The organism is Arenimonas sp. (assembly GCF_036275555.1).
Taxonomy (GTDB): domain Bacteria; phylum Pseudomonadota; class Gammaproteobacteria; order Xanthomonadales; family Xanthomonadaceae; genus Arenimonas.
In genome coordinates this window covers 1-24155 of sequence record NZ_DASUDO010000027.1, presented here as the reverse complement: position 1 = coordinate 24155, position 24155 = coordinate 1, and the positions used below count along the sequence as shown (strand labels likewise).

At 69.4% G+C, this 24155-nt stretch carries 22 protein-coding genes and 8 tRNA genes; 27 read left to right on the top strand and 3 right to left on the bottom strand.

Translation table 11 applies throughout. The features are described from left to right. The 5 genes from ispH (at position 1) to radA (ending at position 4395) form a co-directional block, all read left to right on the top strand. Positions 1–951 carry a 4-hydroxy-3-methylbut-2-enyl diphosphate reductase gene (gene ispH, locus VFV21_RS07065; RefSeq protein WP_329668731.1) on the top strand — a complete coding sequence of 317 codons (951 nt, stop codon included), beginning with the start codon at positions 1–3 and terminating at the stop codon, positions 949–951. A gap of 37 nt (positions 952–988) precedes the next feature. Next, positions 989–1064: transfer RNA gene (locus VFV21_RS07060), tRNA-Thr, on the top strand. A 92-nt stretch (positions 1065–1156) separates the two neighbouring features. Then, positions 1157–2134, top strand: a complete 978-nt coding sequence (locus VFV21_RS07055; RefSeq protein ID WP_329668730.1) for a diacylglycerol/lipid kinase family protein — start codon at positions 1157–1159, stop codon at positions 2132–2134. Continuing rightward, positions 2131–2934, top strand: coding sequence for a metallophosphoesterase (locus VFV21_RS07050; RefSeq protein WP_329668729.1), 804 nt, complete (start codon positions 2131–2133; stop codon positions 2932–2934). The genes VFV21_RS07055 and VFV21_RS07050 overlap by 4 nt, the downstream gene beginning before the upstream one ends. Before the next feature lie 66 nt (positions 2935–3000). Further along, positions 3001–4395 (top strand): DNA repair protein RadA, encoded by a 1395-nt coding sequence (gene radA, locus VFV21_RS07045; protein ID WP_329668728.1) that lies wholly within the window; start codon positions 3001–3003, stop codon positions 4393–4395. A gap of 149 nt (positions 4396–4544) precedes the next feature. On the opposite strand, the gene VFV21_RS07040 is transcribed toward radA, so the two are convergent. Then, positions 4545–5342 carry a cytochrome C assembly family protein gene (locus tag VFV21_RS07040; protein WP_329668727.1) on the bottom strand — a complete coding sequence of 266 codons (798 nt, stop codon included), beginning with the start codon at positions 5340–5342 and terminating at the stop codon, positions 4545–4547. A gap of 107 nt (positions 5343–5449) precedes the next feature. On the opposite strand from VFV21_RS07040, the gene ffh reads away from it, so the two are divergent. The 6 genes from ffh (at position 5450) to VFV21_RS07010 (ending at position 9486) form a co-directional block, all read left to right on the top strand. Beyond that, on the top strand, positions 5450–6823 hold the full coding sequence (gene ffh / locus VFV21_RS07035; RefSeq protein WP_329668726.1) for a signal recognition particle protein: 1374 nt from the start codon (positions 5450–5452) through the stop codon (positions 6821–6823). Positions 6824–6949: 126 nt separating this feature from the next. Beyond that, positions 6950–7204, top strand: coding sequence for a 30S ribosomal protein S16 (rpsP, locus tag VFV21_RS07030; protein ID WP_290885606.1), 255 nt, complete (start codon positions 6950–6952; stop codon positions 7202–7204). A 34-nt stretch (positions 7205–7238) separates the two neighbouring features. Next, positions 7239–7745, top strand: a complete 507-nt coding sequence (gene rimM, locus VFV21_RS07025; RefSeq protein ID WP_329668725.1) for a ribosome maturation factor RimM — start codon at positions 7239–7241, stop codon at positions 7743–7745. A gap of 14 nt (positions 7746–7759) precedes the next feature. Next, positions 7760–8518, top strand: a complete 759-nt coding sequence (trmD, locus tag VFV21_RS07020; protein ID WP_329668724.1) for a tRNA (guanosine(37)-N1)-methyltransferase TrmD — start codon at positions 7760–7762, stop codon at positions 8516–8518. A 120-nt stretch (positions 8519–8638) separates the two neighbouring features. Further along, the gene (gene rplS, locus VFV21_RS07015) at positions 8639–8995 is read left to right on the top strand and encodes a 50S ribosomal protein L19 (RefSeq protein ID WP_034215033.1); all 357 of its coding nucleotides are present in this window, start codon (positions 8639–8641) and stop codon (positions 8993–8995) included. A gap of 86 nt (positions 8996–9081) precedes the next feature. Further along, positions 9082–9486, top strand: a complete 405-nt coding sequence (locus VFV21_RS07010) for an RNA-binding S4 domain-containing protein (protein ID WP_329668723.1) — start codon at positions 9082–9084, stop codon at positions 9484–9486. Between the two features lie 7 nt (positions 9487–9493). Here VFV21_RS07010 and VFV21_RS07005 read toward each other — a convergent pair whose 3' ends face one another. After that, entirely contained in the window at positions 9494–10801 is a 1308-nt protein-coding gene (locus tag VFV21_RS07005) for a metal-dependent hydrolase family protein (RefSeq protein ID WP_329668722.1), read from the bottom strand. Positions 10802–10887: 86 nt separating this feature from the next. After that, positions 10888–13464 (bottom strand): DNA mismatch repair protein MutS, encoded by a 2577-nt coding sequence (gene mutS / locus VFV21_RS07000; RefSeq protein WP_329668721.1) that lies wholly within the window; start codon positions 13462–13464, stop codon positions 10888–10890. Between the two features lie 41 nt (positions 13465–13505). Between mutS and VFV21_RS06995 the strand changes: the two genes are divergently transcribed. The 16 genes from VFV21_RS06995 to clpX all read left to right on the top strand — a co-directional run. Then, positions 13506–14012: a CinA family protein gene (locus tag VFV21_RS06995; protein ID WP_329668720.1), complete on the top strand. Its 507-nt coding sequence runs from the start codon at positions 13506–13508 to the stop codon at positions 14010–14012. 54 nt (positions 14013–14066) lie between these two features. Next, a complete protein-coding gene (gene lexA, locus VFV21_RS06990; RefSeq protein ID WP_329668719.1) occupies positions 14067–14723 on the top strand; it encodes a transcriptional repressor LexA in 657 nt (218 codons plus the stop codon). Between the two features lie 182 nt (positions 14724–14905). After that, entirely contained in the window at positions 14906–15940 is a 1035-nt protein-coding gene (gene recA / locus VFV21_RS06985) for a recombinase RecA (protein ID WP_290885636.1), read from the top strand. A gap of 26 nt (positions 15941–15966) precedes the next feature. Further along, positions 15967–16461 carry a regulatory protein RecX gene (locus VFV21_RS06980; protein ID WP_329668718.1) on the top strand — a complete coding sequence of 165 codons (495 nt, stop codon included), beginning with the start codon at positions 15967–15969 and terminating at the stop codon, positions 16459–16461. 164 nt (positions 16462–16625) lie between these two features. Continuing rightward, positions 16626–19289 carry an alanine--tRNA ligase gene (gene alaS / locus VFV21_RS06975; RefSeq protein WP_329668717.1) on the top strand — a complete coding sequence of 888 codons (2664 nt, stop codon included), beginning with the start codon at positions 16626–16628 and terminating at the stop codon, positions 19287–19289. A 142-nt stretch (positions 19290–19431) separates the two neighbouring features. After that, positions 19432–19650, top strand: a complete 219-nt coding sequence (csrA, locus tag VFV21_RS06970; protein WP_329668716.1) for a carbon storage regulator CsrA — start codon at positions 19432–19434, stop codon at positions 19648–19650. 55 nt (positions 19651–19705) lie between these two features. After that, positions 19706–19798 (top strand) — tRNA-Ser (locus VFV21_RS06965). 137 nt (positions 19799–19935) lie between these two features. Next, positions 19936–20012: transfer RNA gene (locus VFV21_RS06960), tRNA-Arg, on the top strand. A 135-nt stretch (positions 20013–20147) separates the two neighbouring features. After that, positions 20148–20224, top strand: a tRNA-Pro gene (locus VFV21_RS06955). A gap of 71 nt (positions 20225–20295) precedes the next feature. Beyond that, positions 20296–20372 (top strand) — tRNA-Arg (locus VFV21_RS06950). Between the two features lie 38 nt (positions 20373–20410). Beyond that, positions 20411–20487: transfer RNA gene (locus tag VFV21_RS06945), tRNA-His, on the top strand. A 53-nt stretch (positions 20488–20540) separates the two neighbouring features. After that, a tRNA-Lys gene (locus tag VFV21_RS06940) sits at positions 20541–20616 on the top strand. A 32-nt stretch (positions 20617–20648) separates the two neighbouring features. Then, positions 20649–20733, top strand: a tRNA-Leu gene (locus VFV21_RS06935). Between the two features lie 85 nt (positions 20734–20818). After that, complete coding sequence (gene tig / locus VFV21_RS06930; protein ID WP_329668715.1) at positions 20819–22120, top strand: trigger factor; 1302 nt, start codon at positions 20819–20821, stop codon at positions 22118–22120. 26 nt (positions 22121–22146) lie between these two features. Continuing rightward, positions 22147–22770, top strand: a complete 624-nt coding sequence (gene clpP, locus VFV21_RS06925; RefSeq protein WP_034215006.1) for an ATP-dependent Clp endopeptidase proteolytic subunit ClpP — start codon at positions 22147–22149, stop codon at positions 22768–22770. 114 nt (positions 22771–22884) lie between these two features. Beyond that, positions 22885–24155, top strand: a 1271-nt coding sequence (gene clpX, locus VFV21_RS06920) for an ATP-dependent Clp protease ATP-binding subunit ClpX (RefSeq protein WP_329668714.1), incomplete at its 3' end; no start/stop codon positions are given.

The following is a 24155-nucleotide window of genomic DNA, read 5'->3' as shown; positions in this document are numbered from 1 at the left end:
ATGGACATCCTGCTCGCCAATCCCCGCGGTTTCTGCGCCGGCGTCGACCGCGCCATCGAGATCGTCAAGCGCGCTATCGACTCGCTGGGCGCGCCGATCTACGTGCGCCACGAAGTGGTGCACAACCGCTTCGTGGTCGAGGACCTGCGCCAGCGCGGCGCGGTGTTCGTCGAGGAGCTGGACGAAGTACCCGCCGGCGCGACCGTCATCTTCAGCGCCCACGGCGTGTCGCAGGCCGTTCGCGCCGAAGCCGACCGCCGCGGGTTGAAGGTGTTCGACGCCACCTGCCCGCTGGTCACCAAGGTCCACATCGAAGTCGCGCGGCACTGCCGTGCCGGCCGCGACGTGGTGCTGATCGGCCACGCCGGCCACCCCGAGGTGGAGGGCACCATGGGCCAGTGGCGCCGCGAGCACGGCGACAACCACATCCATCTGGTCGAGGACGTCGCCGGCGTCGCCACGCTGCAGCCTACCCAGCCCGACAACCTGGCCTACACCACCCAGACCACGCTGTCGGTCGACGACACCCGCGAGATCATCGCCGCCCTGCAGGCCCGCTTCCCGGCCATCCAGGGTCCGAAGCACGACGACATCTGCTACGCCACCCAGAACCGCCAGGACGCCGTGCGCCTGCTGGCCGGCCGCTGCGAGGTGGTGCTGGTGGTCGGTTCGGTGAACTCCTCGAACTCCAACCGCCTGCGCGAGCTGGCCGAGAAGCAGGGCGCCCGCGCCTACCTGATCGACGGCGCGGAGTGCATCGACCCGGCCTGGCTGGACGGCGCCTCGCGCATCGGCCTCACCGCCGGCGCCTCGGCGCCCGAGGTGCTGGTGCAGGGCGTGGTGGCCCGGCTGCAGGAACTCGGCGCCGGCCAGGTCGAGCACCTCGAGGGCGAGCCGGAGAACGTGGTCTTCGCCCTGCCGAAAGAGCTCCGGATCAGCCTGGTAAATTGACCCGGCCCGGCCCCAAGGCCTAGAATCCGCGCCTCACGCCGGAATAGCTCAGTTGGTAGAGCGGCGCATTCGTAATGCGTAGGTCGCAGGTTCGACTCCTGTTTCCGGCACCAGATCAAAAGCCCGCCGCCAGGCGGGTTTTTCGTTGGTGGCGCCATCGGGCCGTTTATCGAAGGCTAACGCACCGCCCCCTAGTCTCCGGGGCATGGATGCCCCCCTCGCCGCCGCCGATCGCATCCGCACGCCGCCGGCGCCGGACGCGCCGCTCTATATCGTGATCAACGGCGCCTCGGGCCAGCAGGATGCCGATGCCACCTGCGACACGCTGGCCCGGCTGTGCGATGAGGCGGGCCGCCGCCATGCCTTCCTGCGCGTCCCCGGGCCCGGCCAGATCGACCGGGTGGCGGCGGGTGCGGTTGCACGGGCCCGCGCCGACGGTGGCATCGTCGTGGCCGTGGGCGGGGACGGCACGCTCAACGCCGTCGCGCAGGCGGTGTTCGGCAGCGGCTGCGCCTATGCGGTGTTGCCGCAAGGAACGTTCAACTATTTCGGCCGCACGCACGGCATCCCGCAGGACCTCGAGGCGGCTATGCGCGGCCTGCTGCAGGCGTCGGTGACGCCAGTGCAGGTCGGGCGGGTCAACGGCCGCGTGTTCCTGGTCAACGCCAGCCTGGGGCTGTACCCGAAACTGCTGGAGGACCGCGAGGCGGCCAAGCAGGAGTACGGGCGCAGCCGCGGCGTGGCGCTGCTGTCGGCCCTGCGGACGCTGGCGTCCGGCGCTCGCCGCCTCGCGCTCGACATCGCCTCCGGCGGCGACCAGCGCCGCGTGCGCACGTCCACGCTGTTCGTGGGCAACAACGCGCTGCAGCTCGCGCGCATCGGAATCGACGAGGCCGCGGTGCTGGGGCAGGGCGAGTTGGCCGGCCTGATGATCAAGCCCGCCAGCCGTCGGGCGCTGCTGGGGCTGGCGCTGCGCGGCGCGCTCGGCCGGCTCGGGGCAGCGGAGAACATCGAGAGTTTCGTGTTCCGGAAGATGACCGTCGCGCCGCGCGGCCGCCGCCGCATCAAGGTGGCGATCGACGGCGAAGTGGTGTGGATGCGTTCGCCGCTGGTGTTCGAAGTGGCGCCCGAGCCGCTGCCGCTGATGCTGCCGCCCCCGGAGCTGCGGGTGGCGGTCGAATGAGCCTGCTGCTGCAGGTGTCCGATCCGCACTTCGGCACCGAGCAGGCGCCCGTGGTCGAAGCCCTGGTCGCGCTGGCGCAGGCTTGCCGGCCCGACGTTCTCGTGCTTTCGGGCGACATCACCCAGCGCGCGCGCCGCGCCCAGTTCCGCGCGGCGGCGGCCTTCTGCGCGCGGCTCGGCATCCCGCGGCAGGTGGTGATCCCCGGCAACCACGACATCCCGCTGTTCGACCTGCCCACGCGCCTGCTGTCGCCATACCGCTGGCATCGCCAGGCCTTCGGCGACGAACTCGAGCCCGTGCTGGACACGCCCGACTGGCTGGTGATCGGGGTGAACACGACCCGCGCCTACCGCCACAAGCACGGCGAAGTGTCGCCGTGGCAGGTGGCGCGGGTCGCGGAACGGCTGGCCGCCGCCCGCGCGGGCCAGCTGCGGATCGTGGTCACGCACCAGCCGCTGGACGTGCCCGGACCGGCCGACGAGGTGGATCTCGCGCGTGGCCACGCGCAGGCGGCGCCCGCCTGGGTCGCCGCCGGCGCCGATATCGTGATGGGCGGCCACATCCATTTGCCCTTCGTGCGGCCGCTGTCGCATCGGTATGCGGGGCTCGCGCGCCGGGCCTGGTGCGTGCAGGCCGGCACGGCGGTGTCGCACCGGGTGCGGGGCGACCTGCCGCACTCCGTGAACCTGGTCCACTTCACGGCGGGGTCGACAGCGGCGCGGGTGGAGCGCTGGGACCACGACCCGGCCGCCGGCTTCCGATGTGCCGAAACCTTTGCGCTGACCCTCGACCGGGGCTGATTCGTCTCACCTCCTGCGAGCCGGCCCCGTTAGAGTGTCGGCTTCGAGTTCTCCCGGATCGCAGGCATGGCCAAGGCAAAGACCGCGTACGTATGCACCGACTGCGGTGCGTCCTCCAGCAAATGGCAGGGCCAATGCGGCGAATGCGGCGCCTGGAACACGCTCAGCGAGTTCGTGGTCGAGCCGGCCAGCGCCGGCAAGGGCGGCGCGGGGCCGGCAAGGCAGGGCGGCTGGGCCGGGCGGCCCGAGGCGGCCGGCGTGGTGGCGCTCAAGGATGTAAGCCAGGACGCCGAGGTCCGGGTCTCGACGACCATCGGCGAACTGGATCGCGTGCTGGGCGGTGGCCTGGTGGAAGGTTCGGTGGTGCTGGTGGGCGGCGACCCGGGCATCGGCAAATCCACCCTGCTGCTGCAGGCGCTGGCGCTGATGTCGGCGAAGGTGCCGGCGCTCTACGTCACCGGCGAGGAAAGCCTGGCCCAGGTCGCGGGCCGGGCGCAGCGGCTGGGCCTGCCGCTGGACAACCTGCACGCGCTGGCCGAAACCTGCGTCGAGAAGATCCTCGGCCAGGCGGCGTCCGCGCGCCCGGCGCCGAAGCTACTGGTCGCCGACTCCATCCAGACCCTGTGGAGCGAATTGCTCACCGCCGCGCCCGGCTCGGTAAGCCAGGTGCGCGAGAGCGCCGCGCGGCTGGTGCGCTTCGCCAAGGAAACCGGCACCAGCGTGTTCCTGGTCGGCCACGTCACCAAGGAGGGCGGCATCGCCGGCCCGCGCGTGCTCGAGCACATGGTCGACGCGGTGCTTTATTTCGAAGGCGAGTCCGGCAGCCGCTTCCGCGTGCTGCGCGCTTTCAAGAACCGATTCGGCGCGGTGAACGAGCTCGGCGTGTTCGCGATGGGCGACAAGGGCCTGCGCGAGGTGCCGAACCCGTCGGCCATCTTCCTCTCCGGCAGCAGCACGGCCCAGGCCGGAAGCGCGGTGATGGTGACGCGCGAGGGCACGCGCCCGCTGCTGGTCGAGGTGCAGGCGCTGGTGGACAGCTCGCCGCTGTCGAACCCGCGCCGCGTGGCCTTGGGCCTCGAGCAAAACCGGCTTGCGATGCTGCTGGCCGTGCTGCACCGCCACGGCGGCGTGGTCACCGGCGACCAGGACGTCTTCGTCAACGTGGTCGGCGGCATCCGCGTGCAGGAAACCGCCGCGGATTTGCCGGTGCTGCTGGCAGTGCTGTCCTCGCTGCGCGACCGGCCGCTGGCGGAAAAAACCGTTGCCTTCGGCGAAGTGGGCCTGAGCGGCGAGATCCGCCCGGTACCCAACGGCGAGGAACGCCTGAAGGAAGCCGCCACCCACGGCTTCAGGCGCGCCATCGTGCCCAAGGCCAACGCGCCGAAAAAAGGCGCGTTCAAGGACATGGAAGTGATTGCGGTGGAGCGCCTGTCGGAGGCCCTTGAGGCGGCGGCGGACTAGCCAGAGCCTTTTGACGCGGATTTACGCGGATAAACGCGGATAGGGCAAAAGCAGTATGGATTGGGTTTCCGCAAGCGGGACGGCGCGCGTCGAACCACTCCCGTCTTTGCACTATCCGCGTTTATCCGCGTAAATCCGCGTCAGAAAACTCAGCCCCGGTGCAGGACGAGTTCGTAGACGAACTTGCTGCCGAAGAAGGCGAGCAGCAGCAGCCCCATCGCCAGCAGCGTCAGCTTCACCGCGCGCGGGCCGCGCCAGCCCCAGCGCCATCGGCCGAACAGCAGCACGCCGAGCACGGCCCAGGACAGGATCGAAAGCACGGTCTTGTGGCCGAGGTCCTGTGCGAACAGGTTCTCCACGAACAGCACGCCGGTAAGCAGGGTGAGGCTGAGCAGCGCGAAGCCGACGCCCAGGCAGCGGAACAGCAGGGTTTCCATCTGGGTCAATGGCGGCAGCACGCGCAGCCAGCCGCCGAGGTGGCGCTGCCGCAGCGCGCGGTCCTGGAACCAGAGCATCAGCGCCAGCAGCGTGGCCACCGCCAGCGTCGCGTAGGCCAGCAGCGCCAGCAGGGCGTGCAGCTGCAGCGGCCAGCCCAACTCCCGCTGCGGCATGCCGCCGCCCAGGCCGGCGTAGGCGAGCAGCGTGGCGGTCGCCAGCGGGAACACGATGATGCCCAGCGCCTCGATGCGCTGCGCCGGACCCAGGCCGGTGGTCAGCGCGGCCATGCCCAGGCCCACCAGCGAAAGCGCGGCGAAGAAGTGCAAGTCGGCGCCGCCCAGCAGCCGCCAGGCCAGCACGTGCACGCCGGCGTGCAGCAGCACCGCCGGCACCGCCAGCAGCAGCCAGCGCCGCGGGGTCGGGTGCGGCTGCTGGGCGTGCCCTGCCAGCTGGTGGCTGGCCAACAGGTACAGGACGGAGGCGAGCAGGGCGAGGGCGAGGGCAGTCATGTCCCGAGTTTGGCACAGCCCGCAAAAGGTGAGAACCATTCTCGACTGGAGGGCTCGCGCGGGCGCCCGCGCTATACTTCGCGCCCCAACGCCAGACGCCCAGCCCCATGTTCGAGTCGCTCACCCAACGCTTGTCCGGCACCCTCCAGCGCCTTCGCGGCCGCGGCCGGCTGACCGAGGAAAACATCCGCGAGGCCACCCGCGAGGTGCGCATCGCCCTGCTCGAGGCGGACGTGGCGCTGCCGGTGGTCTCGGCCCTGATCGAGCGCATCAAGGTGCGCGCCGTCGGCCAGGAAGTGCTGACCAGCCTGACCCCGGGCCAGGCCCTGATCAAGGTCGTGCGCGACGAGATGGCGACGGTGATGGGTTCGGCCGCTGCCGACCTGAACCTCAACGTGCCGGCGCCGGCGATCATCCTAATGGCTGGCCTTCAGGGCGCGGGCAAGACGACCACGGTCGGCAAGCTTGCCAAGCACCTGAAGGAGCGCAAGAAGAAAAAGGTGATGGTGGTGTCGGCCGACGTCTACCGCCCGGCCGCGATCGAGCAGCTGCGCACGCTGGCGCAGCAGGTGGACGTGCTGTTCTTCGCGTCCACGGCGGACCAGAAGCCGGTGGATATCGTCCGCGCCGCGATCGACGACGCCCGCAAGAGCTTCGTCGACGTGCTGATCGTCGACACCGCCGGCCGCCTCGCCATCGACGAGGCGATGATGGCCGAGATCCAGGCGCTGCATGCCGCGGTCAATCCGGTGGAGACCCTGTTCGTGGTCGACGCAATGACCGGCCAGGACGCCGCCAACACCGCCAAGGCCTTTAGCGAGGCGCTGCCGCTGACCGGCGTGGTGCTCACGAAGACCGACGGCGATGCCCGCGGCGGCGCCGCGCTCAGCGTCCGCTACATCACCGGCAAGCCGATCAAGTTCGTCGGCGTCGGCGAAAAGCCCGACGGCCTGGACGTGTTCCACCCGGACCGCGCCGCCAGCCGCATCCTCGACATGGGCGACGTGCTGTCGCTGGTGGAGCAGGTCGAGCAGCAGGTCGACAAGGACAAGGCCCAGAAGCTGGCCGAGAAGGTCGCCAAGGGCAAGAAGTTCGACCTCAACGACATGAAGGACCAGTTCGAGCAGATGCAGAACATGGGCGGTCTCTCCGGCCTCATGGACAAGCTGCCGGGCATGGGCCAGGTCCCGGACCACGTGAAGGCCCAGGTCACCGGCAAGGAAATCCCCCGGATGGTGGCCATCATCAATTCGATGACCAAGAAGGAGCGGCGCAACCCCGGCCTGCTCAACGGCTCCCGCCGGGCCCGGGTCGCCCGGGGCTCGGGCACCACCCCGGCCGACGTGAACAAGCTGCTCAAGCAGTTCCAGCAGATGGAAAAGATGATGTCCAAGCTGTCCCAGGGCGGCATGAAGGGCATGCTGCGGGGCATGAAGGGCCTGATGGGCGGCGGCTTCCCGGGGCGTTTCCCGGGCCGCTGAGCCTGGCCGCCGGACCCCGGTTCAGCCGCCGGGGTTTCCTTCGGGCGGCCAAGGGGTTAGAATTCGCGATTCCCCCGACCGGGTTGCGGCCGGGCTTCCTGTCCCAGAACTACAGAGCAAATCGACATGGTCAAGATCCGTCTGACCCGCGGTGGCGCCAAGAAGCGCCCCTTCTACCACATCATCGTCACCGACCAGCGCAACAAGCGCGACGGCCGTTCGATCGAGCGCCTGGGTTACTACAACCCGATCGCCACCCCGAACGAAAAGCGCGTCGAGCTCGACACCGAGCGCGTGAAGCACTGGATCTCCAACGGTGCGCAGCTGACCGACAAGGTCCGCGTGCTGTTCAAGGAAGCTTCGGCCCAGGCTTCGGCCTGAGCCACTGGCCTCGCCCCGCGCGAGGCCTGATGCCATGAGCACCGATCGCCGCATCCTGCTGGGCAGGGTCGCCGGCGACTTCGGCGTCCGGGGCGAGCTCAAGCTGCTCTCCTGGACCGATCCCCGCGACGCCATCTTCCGGTACCAGCCCTGGATACTTCGCTCCGGCAACGCCGAGCGCGAAGTGTCCGGCGTGCGCGGCCGCGACACCGGCAAGCTGGTCATCGCCAGCTTCCCGGGCGTGGAAAGCCGCGAGCAGGCCGAGGCACTCAAGGGGGCCGAGATCTGGGTGCTGCGCAGCCAGCTGCCGGCGCCCAAGCCCGGCGAATACTACTGGGTGGACCTGGAGGGCCTGGCGGTCCGCAACCTCGAGGGCGTGGACTTCGGCAAGGTCTCGCACCTGTTCGATACCGGCGCCAACCCGGTGCTGGTTGCGTTGGGCGAGCGCGAACGCCTGATTCCCTTCGTCATCGACCAGTACGTGAAGTCCGTGGACTTCGACGCCGGCCTGGTCGTGGTCGACTGGGACGCGGACTTCTGACGCCGGGACACGCCGTGCGCATCGACGTCGTCACGCTGTTCCCCGATTTCATCCGCGAATCCGCCGCGCTGGGCGTGGTCGGGCGTGCGCAGGAGCGCGGCCTGTTGTCCGTGCACGGCTGGAACCCGCGCGACTACGCCACCGACAACTACCGGCGGGTGGACCAGCGCCCGTTTGGCGGCGGCCCCGGCATGCTGATGCTGGCCGAGCCGCTGGGCGCCTGCCTGGCCGCGGCGCGCGCGGCCGACCCGGCCCCGGCCCGGGTCATCTACCTCAGCCCGCAAGGCGAACGCCTGACCCAGGCCAAGGTGCGCCAGTTGGCCGCCGAGCCCCGCCTGATCCTGCTTTGCGGCCGCTACGAGGGCCTGGACGAGCGCTTCATCGCCCGCGAGGTGGACGAGGAGCTCTCGATCGGCGACTACGTGCTGTCCGGCGGCGAACTGGCCGCGGCGGTGCTGGTCGACGCCGTCGGCCGGCTGCAGGAGGGCGCCCTGAACCACGCGGATTCGGCCACCCAGGACAGCTTCGAGGACGGCCTGCTGGACTGCCCGCACTACACCCGGTCCGAAGCCTCGGGCACCGAGGGCGTCCCGGCGGTGCTGCTGTCCGGCGACCACGCGGCCATCGCCCGCTGGCGCCGCCAGCAAAGCCTGGGCCGGACCTGGCTGCGGCGTCCGGACCTGCTGGCCCGGGTCCGCCTGGACAAGGCCGACCGGGCCCTGCTGGCCGAGTTCATCGCCGGCTGGCGGGCCGAAAACCCCGCGGGCGCCTAACCCCTTCCCCTTCAAGGGCTTGGCGGGCTATACTTTCCCGCTAATTTTCCAAAAGCCAAGCACGGTCACCGGGCCTCTGGCGCGCACATCCAATAAATATCAGAGGCGAGGCGTGTAACCATGAATTTCCTGCAGCAGTTCGAGCAAGAGCAGTCGCAGCGCAAGCTGCCCGCGTTTGGTCCCGGCGACACCGTCGTGGTCAACGTCAAGGTCAAGGAAGGCAACCGCGAGCGCGTCCAGGCCTATGAAGGCGTGGTCATCGCCATCAAGAACGCCGGCCTCAACTCCGCCTTCACCGTGCGCAAGATCTCGCACGGCTTCGGCGTCGAGCGCGTGTTCCAGACCCACAGCCCGATCATCGACTCGCTGACGGTGAAGCGCCGCGGCAAGGTCCGCGCCGGCAAGCTGTACTACCTGCGTGGCCTGGAAGGCAAGAAGGCGCGCATCAAGGAAGACCTGGGCTACCAGGGCGAGTAATCGCTTCCTGCCGCACCGCCGAACGGCCGCCGAAAGGCGGCCGTTTGCGTTGGTGCGACGCGACCGCGAGGCGCTAGGATCAGGGCATGGATAAACCGGAAACGCTGGCCGCGGTGCGGCTCGACATCTGGCTGTGGGCGGCGCGCTTCTACAAGACGCGCGCGCTCGCCAAGCAGGCCATCGAAGGCGGCAAGGTCGAAGTGCAGGGGCAGGGCGCGAAGGCGTCGCGCCAGCTCAAGGGCGGCGAGCAGCTGAAGTTGCGCCGCGGCGAAGACCTGTTCGAAGTGCAGGTGATGGCGCTCAGCGAGCGGCGCGGGCCGGCGCCGTTGGCGCAGGCGCTGTACGCGGAATCCGAGGCCTCGCGCGAGCAACGGCTGCGGCTGGCGGAGGAGCGGCGCGCCGCCAACGCCGGCTACCGCGCGCCCGCCGGCAAGCCGGACAAGCGCGCGCGCCGCCTGATCCAGGCGCTGGGCGACCTCGACGCGCTCTGAGCGGCGCTCAGGGCGCCTGGAGCTCGCCGCCCTTCATCACCACGTCCACTTTCTTCAGGACGGTGACGTCTTCCAGCGGGTTGCCGGACACCGCGATCAGGTCGGCCTGCTTGCCGGGCTCGAGGCTGCCGATGCGGTCGCCCAGGCCCAGCAGGTCGGCGGCGTTGCGGGTGGCCGCGACGATCGCCTGCGCCGGCGTCATGCCGTGTGCCACCATCAGCTCGAACTCGTCGGCGTTGCGCCCGTGCAGGCTGACGCCGGCATCGGTGCCGAAGGCGATCTTCACGCCGGCCGGCACCGCCTGCTCCAGCGCCTTGCCCGTGATGTCGATGCGCCAGCGGATCTTGGCCAGCACGTCGCCGCGGTAAGCGTCGGGATTGGCGGCCAGGCGCTCGCGGTAGCCGTTCACCGTCGACAGCGTGGGCACGTAGTACGCGCCGCTCTCGCGGAACAGGCGCAGGCCTTCCTTGTCCAGCAGCGTGCCGTGCTCGATCGAATCCACGCCCAGGCGCAGCGCGAGGTTGATGCCGTCGGCGCCGTGCGCGTGCACCGCCACCTTCTTGCCGTACATGCGCGAGGTTTCGACCACCGCGCGGGCCTCGTCCTCGAACATTTGCGCGCCGAGGCCGGCGCCGATCCGGCTGTTCACGCCGCCGGTGATCAGCAGCTTGATCACGTCGGCGCCTTCCGCCACTTGGCGGCGCACCGCGCGGCGGCAGCTTTCGACGCCATCGCAGACGTTGCCGCCGGTGTCGAGCGCGTCGTGGAGGTCGGCGCGGTAGCCCAGGCGCGGGTCGCCATGGCCGGCCGTGGCCGAGATCGAAGTGTTGGCCGTGAGGATGCGCGGGCCCGGCAGCTTGCCGGCGGCGATGGCATCGCGCAGCGCGCGGATCTCGCCATCGCCGTCGCCCAGGTTGCGCACCGTGGTGAAGCCGGCCAGCAGCGTCTTGCGGGCGTTGACGGCGGCCTCGAGCGCGTTGTCGGCCGGGCTGCGCTGCACTTCGGCCAGCTGGCCGGCGAGGCCGCCGAGGTCGTTCGTCAGGTGTACGTGGCTGTCGATCAGGCCGGGCAGCACGAAGTGCTGGCGCAGGTCGACCACGCGGGTGTCGGCCGGGGCGCCGAAGGCCGCGGCCCCATGGTGGCCATCGCGCACCTGTTCGACCTTGCCGTCGCGGATCAGCAGCGTCGCGGCGCCGCGCGCCGGCTGGCCCGGGCGATCGAGCAGTTGGCCGGCCTGCACCACCACGGTCTGGGCCTGGGCGCCCAGCGAGGCGGCGAGCAAGAAAACGGCAAGGGCGAGGGATCGGCGGGTCATGCGGGCGCTCCGGAAAGGTCGGGTGGCTGGAAAGCCGCCACCCTAGCAAACGTGGCGGCCAGGGGCTGTTGACGCCGGTCGCGGTTTCAGCGCAGCAACTTGAGCCGGTACAGCGCCTCCAGCGCCTGCTTGGGCGTCAGCTCGTCCGGATCCATCGCGGCCAGCGCCTCGAGGGCCGGCGAGGGCGCCGGTGCGAACAGCCCGAACTGCTGCGGCGACTCCAGCGCGGCCGGGCTCATCTCCGCCACCGCGTGCGGCGCACCGCGCTGCTCGAGTTCGGCCAGGGTGCGCCGCGCCTGCTCGACCACCGTGCGCGGCAGGCCGGCCAGCGCCGCCACCTGCAGGCCGAAGCTGCGGTTGGCCGGGCCGTCCTTCACCGCGTGCATGAACACCAGCTTGTCGCCGTGTTCGATCGCGTCCAGGTGCACGTTGGCGATGCCGCTGCCCGGTTCGGCCAGCGCGGTCAGCTCGAAATAGTGGGTCGCGAAGAGCGTGTAGGCGCGGTTCGCGTGCGCGAGGTGGCGCGCGCAGGCCTCGGCCAGCGCCAGGCCGTCGTAGGTGGAGGTGCCGCGGCCGATCTCGTCCATCAGCACCAGCGAGTTCGCGGTGGCGTGGTGGAGGATGTAGCTGGTTTCGGCCATTTCGACCATGAAGGTCGACTGGCCGCGCGCCAGGTCGTCGCCCGCGCCGATGCGGGTGAGGATGCGGTCGATCGGCCCGATCACGGCCCGCGCCGCCGGCACGAAGCTGCCCACGTGCGCCAGCAGCACGATCAGCGCGTTTTGGCGCATGTAGGTGCTCTTGCCGCCCATGTTCGGGCCGGTGATGACCAGCATGCGGCGGTTTTCATCCAGCACCAGGTCGTTGGGCTCGAAGGGCTCGCTGCGCACCGCCTCGACCACCGGGTGGCGGCCGCGCTCGATCCGGAGGCCGGGCGCTTCGGTGAGTTCGGGCTGCGACCAGTCCAGCGCCTGCGCGCGCTCGGCGAAGGCGGCCAGCACGTCGAGCTCGGCGAGCGCGGCGGCGCAGCGCTTGAGCGATTCCAGTTGCTCGTTCAGCGCATCCAGCAATTGCTCGTAAAGCAGCTTCTCGCGCGCCAGCGAGCGCTCGCGGGCGCTGAGCACCTTGTCCTCGAAGGCCTTGAGTTCCTCGGTGATGTAGCGCTCGGCGCCGGTCAGCGTCTGGCGGCGCGTGTAATGGGTCGGCGCGCGCTCGGACTGGCCCTTGCTGATCTCGATGAAATACCCGTGCACGCGGTTGTAGCCGACCTTAAGGGTGGCGATGCCGGTGGCGGCCTTCTCGCGGGCCTCGAGGTCGACCAGGAACTGGTCGGCGTTGGTGGACAGCGTGCGCAGCTCGTCGAGCTCGGCGTCGAAGCCTTCGGCGATGACGCCGCCGTCGCGCAGCAGCACCGGCGGCTGCGGGATGATGGCCGAGGCCAGCAGGGCGGCGTGGCCTGCGTGCTCGCCGAGTTCGGCCGCCAGCGCCTGCAGGCGCGGCGAATCCAATGGCGCCAGCACCGCGCGCAGCGCCGGCAGCATGACCAGGCCGTCGCGCAGCGTGGACAGGTCGCGCGGCCGCGCCGAACGCAGCGCCACGCGCGAGAGGATGCGTTCGACGTCGCCGAGGCCGCGGAAGCGCTCGCGCAGTTCGTCCCCCGCGGCGGACGCGATGAAGGTGGCCACGGCGTGGTGGCGCTCGCCCAGCACGCGGCGGTCGCGCAGCGGGCGGTTCAGCCAGCGCCGCAGCAGCCGGCCGCCCATCGGACTGATGCTGGCGTCGAGCACGCCCAGCAGCGTGTGCTCGGTGCGGCCGTCGGTGCGGCTGTCGAGCTCGAGGTGGCGGCGGGTGGCGGCATTGATGGCGATGCCGTCGTCGGCCGACTCGAAGGCGATGGCGGTCAGGTGCGGCAGGCGCTGCTTCTGGGTTTCCTCGACGTAAGCCAGCAGCGCACCGGCGGCGCCGATCGCCAGCGGCTTGTCCTCCAGCCCGAAGCCGGTGAGGTCGTGCAGCGCGAAGAAGCGCAGCAGCTGGCGCCGGCAGGCGTCGGCATCGAAGCCCCAGGGCGGCCGCCGGCGCAGGCCGGGCAGGGCGGTGACGGGGGCGGGCCAGCCGTCTTCGTCCGGCAACAGGATTTCCGCGGGATCCAGTCGCGCCAGTTCGGCGGTGAGCTGGTCCTCGGTGGCGACTTCCGAAACGAGGAAGCGGCCGCCGGCCAGGTCGGCCCAGGCGATGCCGTAGCCGCCCTTGCCGCGCGACACTGCCAGCAGCAGCGTGTCGCGCCGCTCCTGCAGCAGCGCCTCGTCGGTGACGGTGCCGGGCGTGACGATGCGCACGACCTTTCGTTCAACCAGGCCCTTGGCCAGGGCAGGATCTCCGATCTGTTCGCAGATGGCCACCGATTCGCCCAGCGCCACCAGGCGCGCGAGATAGCCCTCCATCGCGTGCACCGGCACGCCGGCCATCGGGATCGGCGCACCGGCCGAGGCGCCGCGCTGGGTCAGGGTGATGTCGAGCAGGCGCGCGGCCTTGCGGGCGTCGTCGTAGAACAGCTCGTAGAAGTCGCCCATCCGGAAGAACAGCAGGATGTCGGGATGCTCCGCCTTGGCGGCGAAGAACTGGCGCATCAGCGGGGTGTGCTGCGGGGTTTCCGAGGAGGACATCCGGATGGCATTGGCGGAGGCGGCCCTATAGTCTAGCGGTCATGGACGCCCTCTCCCTGCCGGACGACCGGCTGCTGCACGAACTGGCCGAACAGGTGGGCACCGCCCTGCAGGCCAGGCACTTGATGCTGGCAACTGCCGAAAGCTGCACCGGCGGCTGGATCGCCAAGATGATCACCGACATCCCGGGCTGTTCGGCCTGGTTCGACTGCGGCATGGCGGCCTACAGCTACGAGGCCAAGCAGGCGCTGCTGGGCGTGCGGCCCGAGACCCTGATCGAACACGGCGCGGTGAGCCGCGAAACCGTGGTGGAAATGGTGTCCGGCGCGCTGGTCACCTCGGGCGCGAGCATCGCGGTGGCGGTCACCGGCATCGCCGGCCCCGGCGGCGGCAGCCCCGGCAAGCCCGTCGGCACCGTCTGGCTGGGCTGGAAGCGGCGCGGCGGCTATCCGAAGGCCGAGTTGTTCCACTTCGACGGCGACCGCGAGACCGTGCGCCGCCAGACCGTGGAGGCCGCGTTGCGCGGCCTGCTGGAGCTGGCCCGCTAGCGCGCCAAAAAAGGCTTGACAGGGCGGGGAGGTGTGTTAGTAGTATTACTACTAATGGACATCACCGACACCCAGCAGGCCATCCTGGCCATGATCACCGAGCGTATAGAGGCCGACGGCGTGCCGCCCTCCCAGGTCGAGATCGCCCATGCCTTTGGCTTCAAGGGCGTGCGCGCGGCCCAATACCACCTGGAAGCCCTCGAGCAGGCCGGCGCCATCCGCCGGGTGCCGGGGCAGGCCCGCGGCATCCGGCTGGTCTCGCCCGCGGCGTCTTCCCAGAACGTGTCGTCCCCGGCCGCGGACCTCGTCCCCGCGGCCGGGGATGACCTCCTCCGCCTGCCCGTGCTCGGCCAGGTCGCGGCCGGCCTGCCCATCGGCGCCGACGCCGGCCTTCACGACATGGTGCTGCTTGATCGCGTCTTCTTCTCGCCCGCGCCCGACTACCTGCTGAAGGTGAAGGGCGACTCCATGCGCGACGAAGGCATCCTGCACGGCGACCTGATCGGCGTGCACCGCACCAACGACGCGCGCAGCGGCCAGATCGTCGTCGCCCGCATTGATGAGGAAATCACCGTGAAGCTGCTCAAGATTGGCAAGGATGGCATCCGCCTGCTGCCCCGCAACCCCGACTACGCGCCCATCGTGGTGAAGCCCGACCAGGAATTCGCGATCGAAGGACTGTATTGCGGCCTCGTAAGGCCGAACCGTTGAGCTTCGGTGGCAAGAAGTCCGGACCGAAGAAGTCGCTTTCCCTACAGCGCATCGAGGCGGAAACGGCTGCCGCGGAGGCGCGGGATGACGCAGATTCAGGGCCAGCCGCCGGTTCTCAGTCCGTGAGACCCCGCCCCGCTAACCTCGCAACACCTGAAAACAAACCCCCGAGGAACCCGACGATGGACGAGAACAAGAAGCGCGCCCTCACCGCCGCCCTGAGCCAGATCGAAAAGCAGTTCGGCAAGGGCGCCGTCATGCGCATGGGCGACAAGAGCACCGAGCCGGCCGAAGTCATCGGCACGGGCTCGCTGATGCTCGACATCGCGCTGGGCATCGGCGGCCTGCCCAAGGGCCGCGTCATCGAGATCTACGGTCCCGAGTCCTCGGGCAAGACCACGCTCACCCTGCAGGCCATCGCCGAGTGCCAAAAGGCGGGCGGCACCGCGGCCTTCATCGACGCCGAGCACGCGCTCGACCCGACCTATGCGGTGAAGCTGGGCGTCAACATCGACGACCTGCTGGTCAGCCAGCCGGACACCGGCGAGCAGGCGCTCGAGATCGCCGACATGCTGGTGCGCTCGAACTCCGTGGACATGGTCGTGGTCGACTCCGTGGCCGCGCTCACCCCGCGCGCCGAAATCGAGGGCGAGATGGGCGACCAGCTGCCGGGCCTGCAGGCCCGCCTGATGAGCCAGGCCCTGCGCAAGCTCACCGGCAACATCAAGCGCAGCAACTGCATGGTCATCTTCATCAACCAGCTGCGCATGAAGATCGGCGTGATGATGCCGGGCCAGAGCCCGGAAGTGACCACCGGCGGCAACGCGCTCAAGTTCTACGCCTCGGTGCGCCTGGACATCCGCCGCATCGGCTCGGTGAAGAAGGGCGAGGAAGTCATCGGCAACCAGACCAAGATCAAGGTGGTCAAGAACAAGATGGCCCCGCCGTTCAAGGTCATCGTCACCGAGATCCTCTACGGGCAGGGCATCAGCCGCGAGGGCGAGATCATCGACATGGGCGTGGATGCCAAGCTGATCGAGAAGGCGGGCGCCTGGTACAGCTACAACGGCGAGCGCATCGGCCAGGGCAAGGAGAACGTCCGCCAGTGGCTGAAGGACAACCCGGCCGTGGCCAAGGACCTCGAAGGCAAGCTGCGCGACAAGTTCGTGCCCGGCCTGGTCATCGGCGACGAGAACGCCGAGCCCGTCGAGGCCTGAGGCCCCGGGCGCGCAGGGGGCGGTGAATGGGTTTCGGTGACCGTCCCGAGCGCCCCAAGCCGGACGCCTACCAGAAGGCGCTGGAGCTGCTGGTGCGGCGGGAGCACTCCCGCCGCGACCTTCGGCGCAAGCTGGGCCTGCGGGGCGCCGATCCCGAGGAGGCCGAGGCGGCGATCGAGAAGCTGGCGGGCCTGGGTTACCAGGACGACCTGCGCTTCGCGACCGCCTTCGCCCGCGACCGGGCGCACTCAGGCTACGGCCCGGTTCGCATCCGGCAGGAGCTGGCCGGGCACGGCTTGCCGGCCGATGCCGTGGTGCAGGCCCTCGACGCCTGCGAAACCGACTGGGCCGCCTCGGCCCAGGCCCTGGTCGACAAGCGTTTCCGGCCCGCCGAACTGGCGGATCCCGCGAGGCGCCGCAAGGCGGTCGATTTCCTGCTTCGCCGTGGGTTCGACCAGGGCTGCGCCTACGGCGCGGTGCGCGGCCGGGCGCAGGCGCCGGACGACCCCGACGGCTTCTGACCCGCCGGGCGGGCGGTGAAGCGTCCGGACCCCGGTCCCGGGCTGGTAATCTTGGCGGCCACGCCATCCGGTGGTGATTTCCCGCTCCGCCCCGCATTTGTGGGACAGGGCGGGCAGGTCACGCCGCGGCCCCGAATCCGAGTTGCCAGAGCCCCACGCCGTCCATGACCAAGACCAGCCACCAGATCCGCCGGGATTTCCTCGAGTACTTCCGCTCCAAGGGCCATGAAGTGGTGCCCTCCAGCCCGCTCGTGCCGGGCAACGACCCGACCCTGCTGTTCACCAACGCCGGCATGGTGCAGTTCAAGGACGTGTTCCTGGGCGCGGAGAAGCGCAGCTACGTGCGTGCGGTCAGCTCGCAGCGCTGCGTGCGCGCAGGCGGCAAGCACAACGACCTCGACCAGGTCGGCTACACCGCGCGCCACCACACCTTCTTCGAGATGCTGGGCAACTTCAGCTTCGGCGACTACTTCAAGCACGACGCCATCACTTACGCATGGGAACTGCTGACCGAGGTCTGGAAGCTGCCCAAGGAGCGCCTGCTCGTCACCATCTACCACACCGATGACGAAGCCTTCGACATCTGGCACAAGGTCGTCGGCCTGCCGCCCGAGCGCATCATCCGTATCGGCGACAACAAGGGCGCGCCCTACGCCAGCGACAACTTCTGGCAGATGGCCGACACCGGCCCCTGCGGCCCGTGCTCGGAGATTTTCTACGACCACGGCGACCACATCCCCGGCGGCCCCCCGGGCAGCCCGGACGAGGATGGCGATCGCTTCATCGAGATCTGGAACAACGTCTTCATGCAGTACGACCGCCAGCCCGACGGCACCCTGGTGCCGCTGCCCGCACCCTGCGTGGACACCGGCATGGGGCTGGAGCGCATCGCCGCCGTGCTGCAGCACGTGCACAGCAACTACGAGATCGACCTGTTCCAGCACCTGATCAAGGCCGCCGCGGCGCTAACCCGCACCAGCGACCTCGAGCACAAGTCGCTGCGCGTGATCGCAGACCACATCCGCGCCTGCAGCTTCCTGGTGGTGGACGGCGTGCTGCCGTCGAACGAGGGCCGCGGTTACGTCCTGCGCCGCATCATCCGCCGCGCCATCCGCCATTTCTGGAAGCTCGACGGGCTCAGCGCCGACGGCAAGTTCTGGCGCATGGTGCAGCCGCTGGTCGAGGTGATGGGCGAGGCCTATCCCGAGCTGGCCGCGAAGCAGACGCTGGTCGAGCAGGCGCTGAAGGGCGAGGAGGCCGCGTTCGCGCAGACGCTGGACGCCGGCATGGCACGCCTCCAGGACTACCTGGCGGCCTCGGGTAATCGCATCCGCGGCGAGCAGTTGTTCCAGCTGCACGACACCTACGGCTGCCCGCCCGACCTGATCGCCGACCTGCTGCGCGAGAACGCCGACAAGGGCTGGGCCCTGGCCGACGGCGCCCTGGCCGAGTACGAGGCGCTGATGGAGCAGCAGCGCGACCGCGCCCGCGCCGCCAGCAAGTTCTCGGGCGTCACCGCGCTGCCCACGGACCTGATCGCCACCCTGCGGCCCACCGAGTTCCTCGGCTACGAGTCGCTGGATGCCGACGGCTGCCGCATCGTCGCCATCGTCCGCGAGGGCAAGCCCGTGCAGCAGCTCGCGGTGGGCGAAGAGGCCGTCGTGCTGCTCGATCGCACGCCGTTCTACGCCGAATCCGGCGGCCAGGTCGGCGATGCCGGCCAGCTGCTCGATCCCGCCGGCAATCGCTTCGACGTGCGCGACACGCTCAAGCTCTCGGGCACCTTCCACGGCCATCTCGGCCGCCTGGCGGGCGGCGCGCTGAAGGTCGGCGACCGCCTCTCCGCGCGCGTGGACGAGGCCCGGCGCCAGGCCACGGTGCTCAACCACTCCGCCACCCACCTGCTGCACGCGGCGCTGCGCAAGGTGCTGGGCGAGCACGTCACGCAGAAGGGCTCGCTGGTCGCGCCCGACCGCCTGCGCTTCGACTTCTCGCACTTCCAGGCGATCCCGGCCGCTGATCTCGCGCGCATCGAAGCCATGGTGAACGCCGAGATCCGCCGCAACGCCGAAGCCGAAGTGCACCACATGGGCATGCAGGAAGCGCTGGATTTCGGCGCGATGGCGCTGTTCGGCGAGAAGTACGGCGAGCACGTGCGCGTGCTGCGCATGGGCGAGTTCTCCACCGAGCTGTGCGGTGGCACCCACGTGCACCACACCGGCGACATCGGCGTGTTCAAGATCATCAGCGAAGGCGGCGTGGCCGCCGGCGTGCGCCGCATCGAGGCGGTGACGGGCGAGGGCGCGCTGGCGTACATCGCCGCCGAAGAGCGTCGCCTGGAGGAGGCCGCCAGCCTGCTCGGCGGCAATGCCGCCGACGTGGTCGACAAGCTGCGCCAGCTGCTCGACCGCCAGAAGAAGCTCGAGCGCGAGCTCGAATCGCTCAAGGCCAAGGCCGCCGCCGGCGCCACGTCCGACCTCGCGGCTTCCGCGCCCGAGGTGTCCGGCACCAAGGTGGTCGCGGCGCGGCTCGAGGGCCTGGACGCCAAGTCGCTGCGCGATGCCGTGGACCAGCTCAAGTCGCGCCTCGGCGACGCCGTGATCGTCCTGGCCTCGGCCGAAGGCGGGAAGGCCTCGCTGGTGGCCGGCGTGCAGGGCGCCGCGCTGGGCAAGGTGAAGGCCGGCGAGCTGCTGGCCCACGTCGCCGCCCAGATCGGCGGCAAGGGCGGCGGGCGCCCCGACATGGCCCAGGGCGGCGGTCCCGACGGGCCGGCGCTGGTGGCGGCCCTGCAGGGCGTGCCGGCCTGGGTGGCCGAGCGCCTGGGCTGATCCGTGCCGCGCGGGGCGCGCTTCGTTGCGCCCCGCCCGGCCGCGCACTACCATCGGGAAACGCCGCGATCTCGCGGCTGGGAACCGCGCGCAGCCAACGGGTCGCGCGGGCCGGTGCAGGGACGTATCGGGAGGGAGAGCGATGCTGATTTTGACGCGTAGGGTGGGAGAGACCCTGATGATCGGCGACTCGGTCACCGTGACGGTGCTGGGCGTCAAGGGAAACCAGGTGCGGATCGGCATCACGGCGCCCAAGGACGTGGCCGTGCATCGCGAGGAAATCTTCCAGCGCATCCAGAAGGACGACGGCGACGCGCCTGCGGGTGCCGCCGGCGATGCGGGTTTACCGAAGCCCGATTGAAAGGCTATCCTATGCGGCCGGTTTCGCCCGAGAGGGCGGGGCCGGTGTCCGTCACGGAGTGATGCCCGAGTGGCCGAAGGGGCTCCCCTGCTAAGGGAGTATCGGGTCAAAAGCCTGATCGAGGGTTCGAATCCCTCTCACTCCGCCAGGTCGAATCCGCCGCCGAAAGGCGGCGTTTTTTCCACCCGGTCGCGACGGACAAAGGTGTGCTTGGGTCGCCTTCGGTTTTAGTTTCACCAAAGGCATTGACGGCTTCGCCAGCGTCCCCCATAATTTCGCTTCTGCGCGCCCGTAGCTCAGCTGGATAGAGCACCAGGCTACGAACTTGGTGGTCGGGAGTTCGAATCTCTCCGGGCGCGCCACTCTTCGGCAAACAGGGTGCTTCGGCACCCTTTTTGTTCGGTGGCCCAGGCAGGCGGTGCATTGCACCTCCCGCCGGGGCGGCCGTAAAGTTGTAACTCGTGCGGCGCGCCTTCCCGGGTGCCGGGCTTCACCGCCGGGGTATAGCTCAGCCTGGTAGAGCGCCAGCTTTGGGAGCTGGATGTCGTGGGTTCGAATCCCTCTGCCCCGACCAGGCCAGCTTTCCCGGCACCTGCGGCAACCGCGCATGGAAGCGGGCGGACGCGGTCGGTATCATCCCGGCAGGCGCCCGTAGCTCAACTGGATAGAGCACCGGCCTTCTAAGCCGGCGGTTGCAGGTTCGATTCCTGCCGGGCGCGCCAGGCCGGGAGGGGTGGAACGGGTTAAGGTTCACAATGTGGTGGATGTAGCTCAGTCGGTTAGAGCATCGGATTGTGATTCCGAGGGTCGCGGGTTCGAGTCCCGTCTTCCACCCCAGTTCCAAGCGCGGCATAATGCCGCGTCGCAAGCCGCTTCGGCGGGAAGATAACGGGCCGTTAGCTCAGTTGGTAGAGCAGTTGACTCTTAATCAATAGGTCGTAGGTTCGAATCCTACACGGCCCACCATCTTCCCGATTGAATCGTCACCGCGCGGCAATGCGAAAGTGGCGGAACTGGTAGACGCGCTGGATTTAGGTTCCAGTGGGGCAACCCGTGAGAGTTCGAGTCTCTCCTTTCGCACCATCCGGCAACGGAGGCGCGGGGATGATTCGGGGCTCTGCGGGTTTTTTCATTTTCGCGCCCGGGAACGGCGCGGTCAGGAGTTGACATGCAAGTTTCGCTCGAGAACACCGCCAACCTGGAACGCCGCCTCACCATCACCCTGCCGGCGGAGCGCCTCGACGGCGTGGTCGGCAAGCGCCTGGTCGAGATCGCGCGCACCGCGAACATCAAGGGCTTCCGCAAGGGCAAGGTGCCCGCCAAGGTCATCGAGCAGCGCTTCGGCCCGCAGGTCCGCAGCGAAGCTTACGGTGAGCTGGTCCGCGAGAGCCTCGGCGAAGCCCTGCGCGAGCAGAAGCTGCTGGTCGCCGGCAACCCCGAGCTGAAGGCCGACCCGGCCGCCGCCGAGGGCGAGATCCGCTTCACCGCCACCTTCGAGGTCGTGCCCGATTTCGGCACCATCGACCCGAAGCAGCTCAAGGTCGTGCGTACCACCTCGTCCATCGAAGACGCCGACATCGACGGCATGATCGAGACCCTGCGCGCGCAGCGCCGCACCTGGGTCGCGGTCGAGCGTCCGGCGCAGCCGGGCGACCTGCTGGCGGTCGAGACCGTCGCCACCAGCGGCGACCTGCGCATGCCGGCCGAGGGCAGCGACAAGGGCAACACCGTGCTGGGCTCCGGCGTCATGCTGCCCGAGCTCGAGGCCGCGCTGGCCGGCATGGCCGCCGGCGACGAGCGCGAGGTCGACATGACCTTCCCGGCCGACTGGCGCGCCACCGAGCTGGCCGGCAAGTCCGCCAAGGTCCAGCTCAAGGTGCACAAGGTCTCCGAGCCGCACCTGCCCGAGATCGACGAGGCCTTCGTCAAGAGCTTCGGCATCAAGAACGGCAAGGTCGAGCAGTTCCGCAAGGAAGTGCGCGCCAACCTCGAGCGCGAGCTCAAGGGCACGCTGATGGCGCGCCTGCGCGCGGAAGTGGCTTCCAAGCTGGTGGCCGCGTACAGCAGCGTCGAGCTGCCGCCGCGCCTGATCCAGGCCGAGGCCCGCAACATGGCCGCCGCCGCCGAGCAGCAGGCCCGCCAGCAGGGCCAGGCCAACGCCAAGGCCGACCCGGAGATGTTCATGCCGGCCGCCCGCAACCGTGTCGCCGCGGCGCTGCTGGTGGGCGAGGTCGCCCGCCAGAACAACCTCAAGCTCGACGGCCGCCGGCTGAACGAGACCCTGCAGCTGATCGCCTCGACCTACGAGGAGCCGGAGCAGGTCGTTGAACTCTACAAGAACGACCCCAACCTCATGCAGAGCCTCCGGAACCGCGTGATGGAAGAGCAGGTGATCGACTGGATCGCCGAGCGGGCCGACGCGACCGAGCAGGCGCTGAGCTTCACCGAACTGATGCGCCCGGCCGCGTAAGATCGGCCAAAACGGAGGAACGTCGCATGGAACCGATCAAGGGCTTGAACCTGGTGCCGATGGTGGTCGAGCAGACCAGCCGCGGCGAGCGGGCGTATGACATCTACTCGCGCCTGCTCAAGGAGCGCGTGATCTTCCTGGTCGGCCCCATCGACGACTACATGGCGAACGTGATCGTCGCCCAGCTGCTGTTCCTCGAGGCCGAGAATCCCGAGAAGGACATCAGCCTGTACATCAACTCGCCCGGCGGCATCGTCACCGCCGGCCTGGCGATCTACGACACCATGCGCTTCATCAAGCCCGACGTCAGCACCATCTGCGTCGGCCAGGCCGCGAGCATGGGTTCGTTCCTGCTCGCCGCCGGCACCAAGGGCAAGCGCTACATCCTCCCGAACTCGCGCGTCATGATCCACCAGCCCTCGGGCGGCGCCCAGGGCCAGGCCAGCGACATCGCGATCCAGGCCAAGGAAATCCTGTTCCTGCGCGAGCGGCTGAACAAGGAGCTGTCCGACAACACCGGGCAGCCGATCGACAAGATCGAGCGCGACGTCGAGCGCGACTACTTCATGTCGTCGGAAGAGGCCAAGGCCTACGGCGTCGTGGACGCGGTCATCAGCTCGCGGCCCGACGACACCGTCCAGGCCGGCTGACCGGTCCCGAACGCCGCCTTCACGCCCCGATCCGGCCCCGTCCGGGTCGGGGTTTGACCATTGGCGGCCTGTGATATTCTCGATTCCGACCCATTCCACCAGGGCAACCAGAGCATGACCGAAGACCGCCAGGGCCGTACCGGCGACAGCAGCAAGATCCTGTATTGCTCGTTCTGCGGCAAGAGCCAGCACGAGGTTCGCAAGCTGATCGCGGGCCCCAGCGTGTTCATCTGCGATGAATGCGTCGAGCTGTGCAACGACATCATCCGCGAGGAGCTCGAGGAAAAGGCCCACGCCGCCCGCAGCCACCTGCCCAAGCCGCGCGAGATACTCGAGGTCCTCGACCAGTACGTGATCGGCCAGCAGCGCGCCAAGAAGACGCTCTCGGTCGCGGTCTACAACCACTACAAGCGCATCGAGAGCCGGATCAAGAACGACGACATCGAACTGTCGAAGTCCAACATCCTGCTGATCGGCCCCACCGGCTCGGGCAAGACCCTGCTGGCCGAGACGCTCGCGCGCCTGCTCAACGTGCCGTTCACCATCGCCGACGCCACCACCCTCACCGAGGCGGGCTACGTCGGCGAGGACGTCGAGAACATCATCGTCAACCTCCTCCAGGCGGCGGACCACGACATCGAGCGGGCGCAGCGCGGCATCGTCTACATCGACGAGATCGACAAGATCGCCCGCAAGTCGGAGAATCCGTCGATCACCCGCGACGTCTCCGGCGAGGGCGTGCAGCAGGCGCTGCTGAAGATCATCGAGGGGACGATCGCGAACGTCCCGCCCAAGGGGGGCCGCAAGCACCCGCAGCAGGAGTTCCTGCAGGTCGACACCACCAACATCCTCTTCATCTGCGGCGGCGCGTTCGGCGGCCTGGAGCAGATCATCGAGCGGCGCCTCGGCGGCAGGTCGATGGGCTTCGGCGCGGAGATCCAGACCAAGAAGGAGCGGAACCTCTCGGAGCTGCTCAAGCACGTGGAGCCGGAGGACATCCTCAAGTTCGGGATGATCCCGGAGTTCATCGGCCGGTTGCCGATCGTCACCGCGCTGGAGGAGCTGGACGAGCCCGCGCTGGTGGACATCCTCTCCCGCCCGAAGAACGCGCTGGTGAAGCAGTACCGCAAGCTGTTCGACCTCGACGGGGTGAACCTCAAGTTCACCGACGGCGCGCTGAAGGCGATCGCCTCCGAGGCCATCCGCCGCAAGGCGGGCGCCCGCGGCCTGCGCTCCATCGTGGAGAGCGCGATGCTGGACGTGATGTACGACATCCCGTCTCGGAAGACGGCGAAGGAGGTCGTCATTTCCGAGGAGACCATCCTCAAGAAGTCCGAGCCGGTGGTGCTCCACTCCTCGGAGAAGACCGAGAAGGAGCTCGAGCC

What these genes read in the sequence shown, in the direction of transcription:
- VFV21_RS07010 (WP_329668723.1), top strand. Translation starts at nt 9,082, where the DNA reads ATGGATAAACCGGAAACGCTGGCCGCGGTGCGGCTCGACATCTGGCTG.
- VFV21_RS07050 (WP_329668729.1), top strand. Translation starts at nt 2,131, where the DNA reads ATGAGCCTGCTGCTGCAGGTGTCCGATCCGCACTTCGGCACCGAGCAG.
- rpsP (WP_290885606.1), top strand. Translation starts at nt 6,950, where the DNA reads ATGGTCAAGATCCGTCTGACCCGCGGTGGCGCCAAGAAGCGCCCCTTC.
- rimM (WP_329668725.1), top strand. Translation starts at nt 7,239, where the DNA reads ATGAGCACCGATCGCCGCATCCTGCTGGGCAGGGTCGCCGGCGACTTC.
- lexA (WP_329668719.1), top strand. Translation starts at nt 14,067, where the DNA reads ATGGACATCACCGACACCCAGCAGGCCATCCTGGCCATGATCACCGAG.
- rplS (WP_034215033.1), top strand. Translation starts at nt 8,639, where the DNA reads ATGAATTTCCTGCAGCAGTTCGAGCAAGAGCAGTCGCAGCGCAAGCTG.
- VFV21_RS07040 (WP_329668727.1), bottom strand. Translation starts at nt 5,342, where the DNA reads ATGACTGCCCTCGCCCTCGCCCTGCTCGCCTCCGTCCTGTACCTGTTG.
- VFV21_RS06995 (WP_329668720.1), top strand. Translation starts at nt 13,506, where the DNA reads ATGGACGCCCTCTCCCTGCCGGACGACCGGCTGCTGCACGAACTGGCC.
- radA (WP_329668728.1), top strand. Translation starts at nt 3,001, where the DNA reads ATGGCCAAGGCAAAGACCGCGTACGTATGCACCGACTGCGGTGCGTCC.
- alaS (WP_329668717.1), top strand. Translation starts at nt 16,626, where the DNA reads ATGACCAAGACCAGCCACCAGATCCGCCGGGATTTCCTCGAGTACTTC.
- tig (WP_329668715.1), top strand. Translation starts at nt 20,819, where the DNA reads ATGCAAGTTTCGCTCGAGAACACCGCCAACCTGGAACGCCGCCTCACC.
- VFV21_RS06980 (WP_329668718.1), top strand. Translation starts at nt 15,967, where the DNA reads ATGGGTTTCGGTGACCGTCCCGAGCGCCCCAAGCCGGACGCCTACCAG.
- mutS (WP_329668721.1), bottom strand. Translation starts at nt 13,464, where the DNA reads ATGTCCTCCTCGGAAACCCCGCAGCACACCCCGCTGATGCGCCAGTTC.
- csrA (WP_329668716.1), top strand. Translation starts at nt 19,432, where the DNA reads ATGCTGATTTTGACGCGTAGGGTGGGAGAGACCCTGATGATCGGCGAC.
- ffh (WP_329668726.1), top strand. Translation starts at nt 5,450, where the DNA reads ATGTTCGAGTCGCTCACCCAACGCTTGTCCGGCACCCTCCAGCGCCTT.
- ispH (WP_329668731.1), top strand. Translation starts at nt 1, where the DNA reads ATGGACATCCTGCTCGCCAATCCCCGCGGTTTCTGCGCCGGCGTCGAC.
- VFV21_RS07005 (WP_329668722.1), bottom strand. Translation starts at nt 10,801, where the DNA reads ATGACCCGCCGATCCCTCGCCCTTGCCGTTTTCTTGCTCGCCGCCTCG.
- clpP (WP_034215006.1), top strand. Translation starts at nt 22,147, where the DNA reads ATGGAACCGATCAAGGGCTTGAACCTGGTGCCGATGGTGGTCGAGCAG.
- VFV21_RS07055 (WP_329668730.1), top strand. Translation starts at nt 1,157, where the DNA reads ATGGATGCCCCCCTCGCCGCCGCCGATCGCATCCGCACGCCGCCGGCG.
- recA (WP_290885636.1), top strand. Translation starts at nt 14,906, where the DNA reads ATGGACGAGAACAAGAAGCGCGCCCTCACCGCCGCCCTGAGCCAGATC.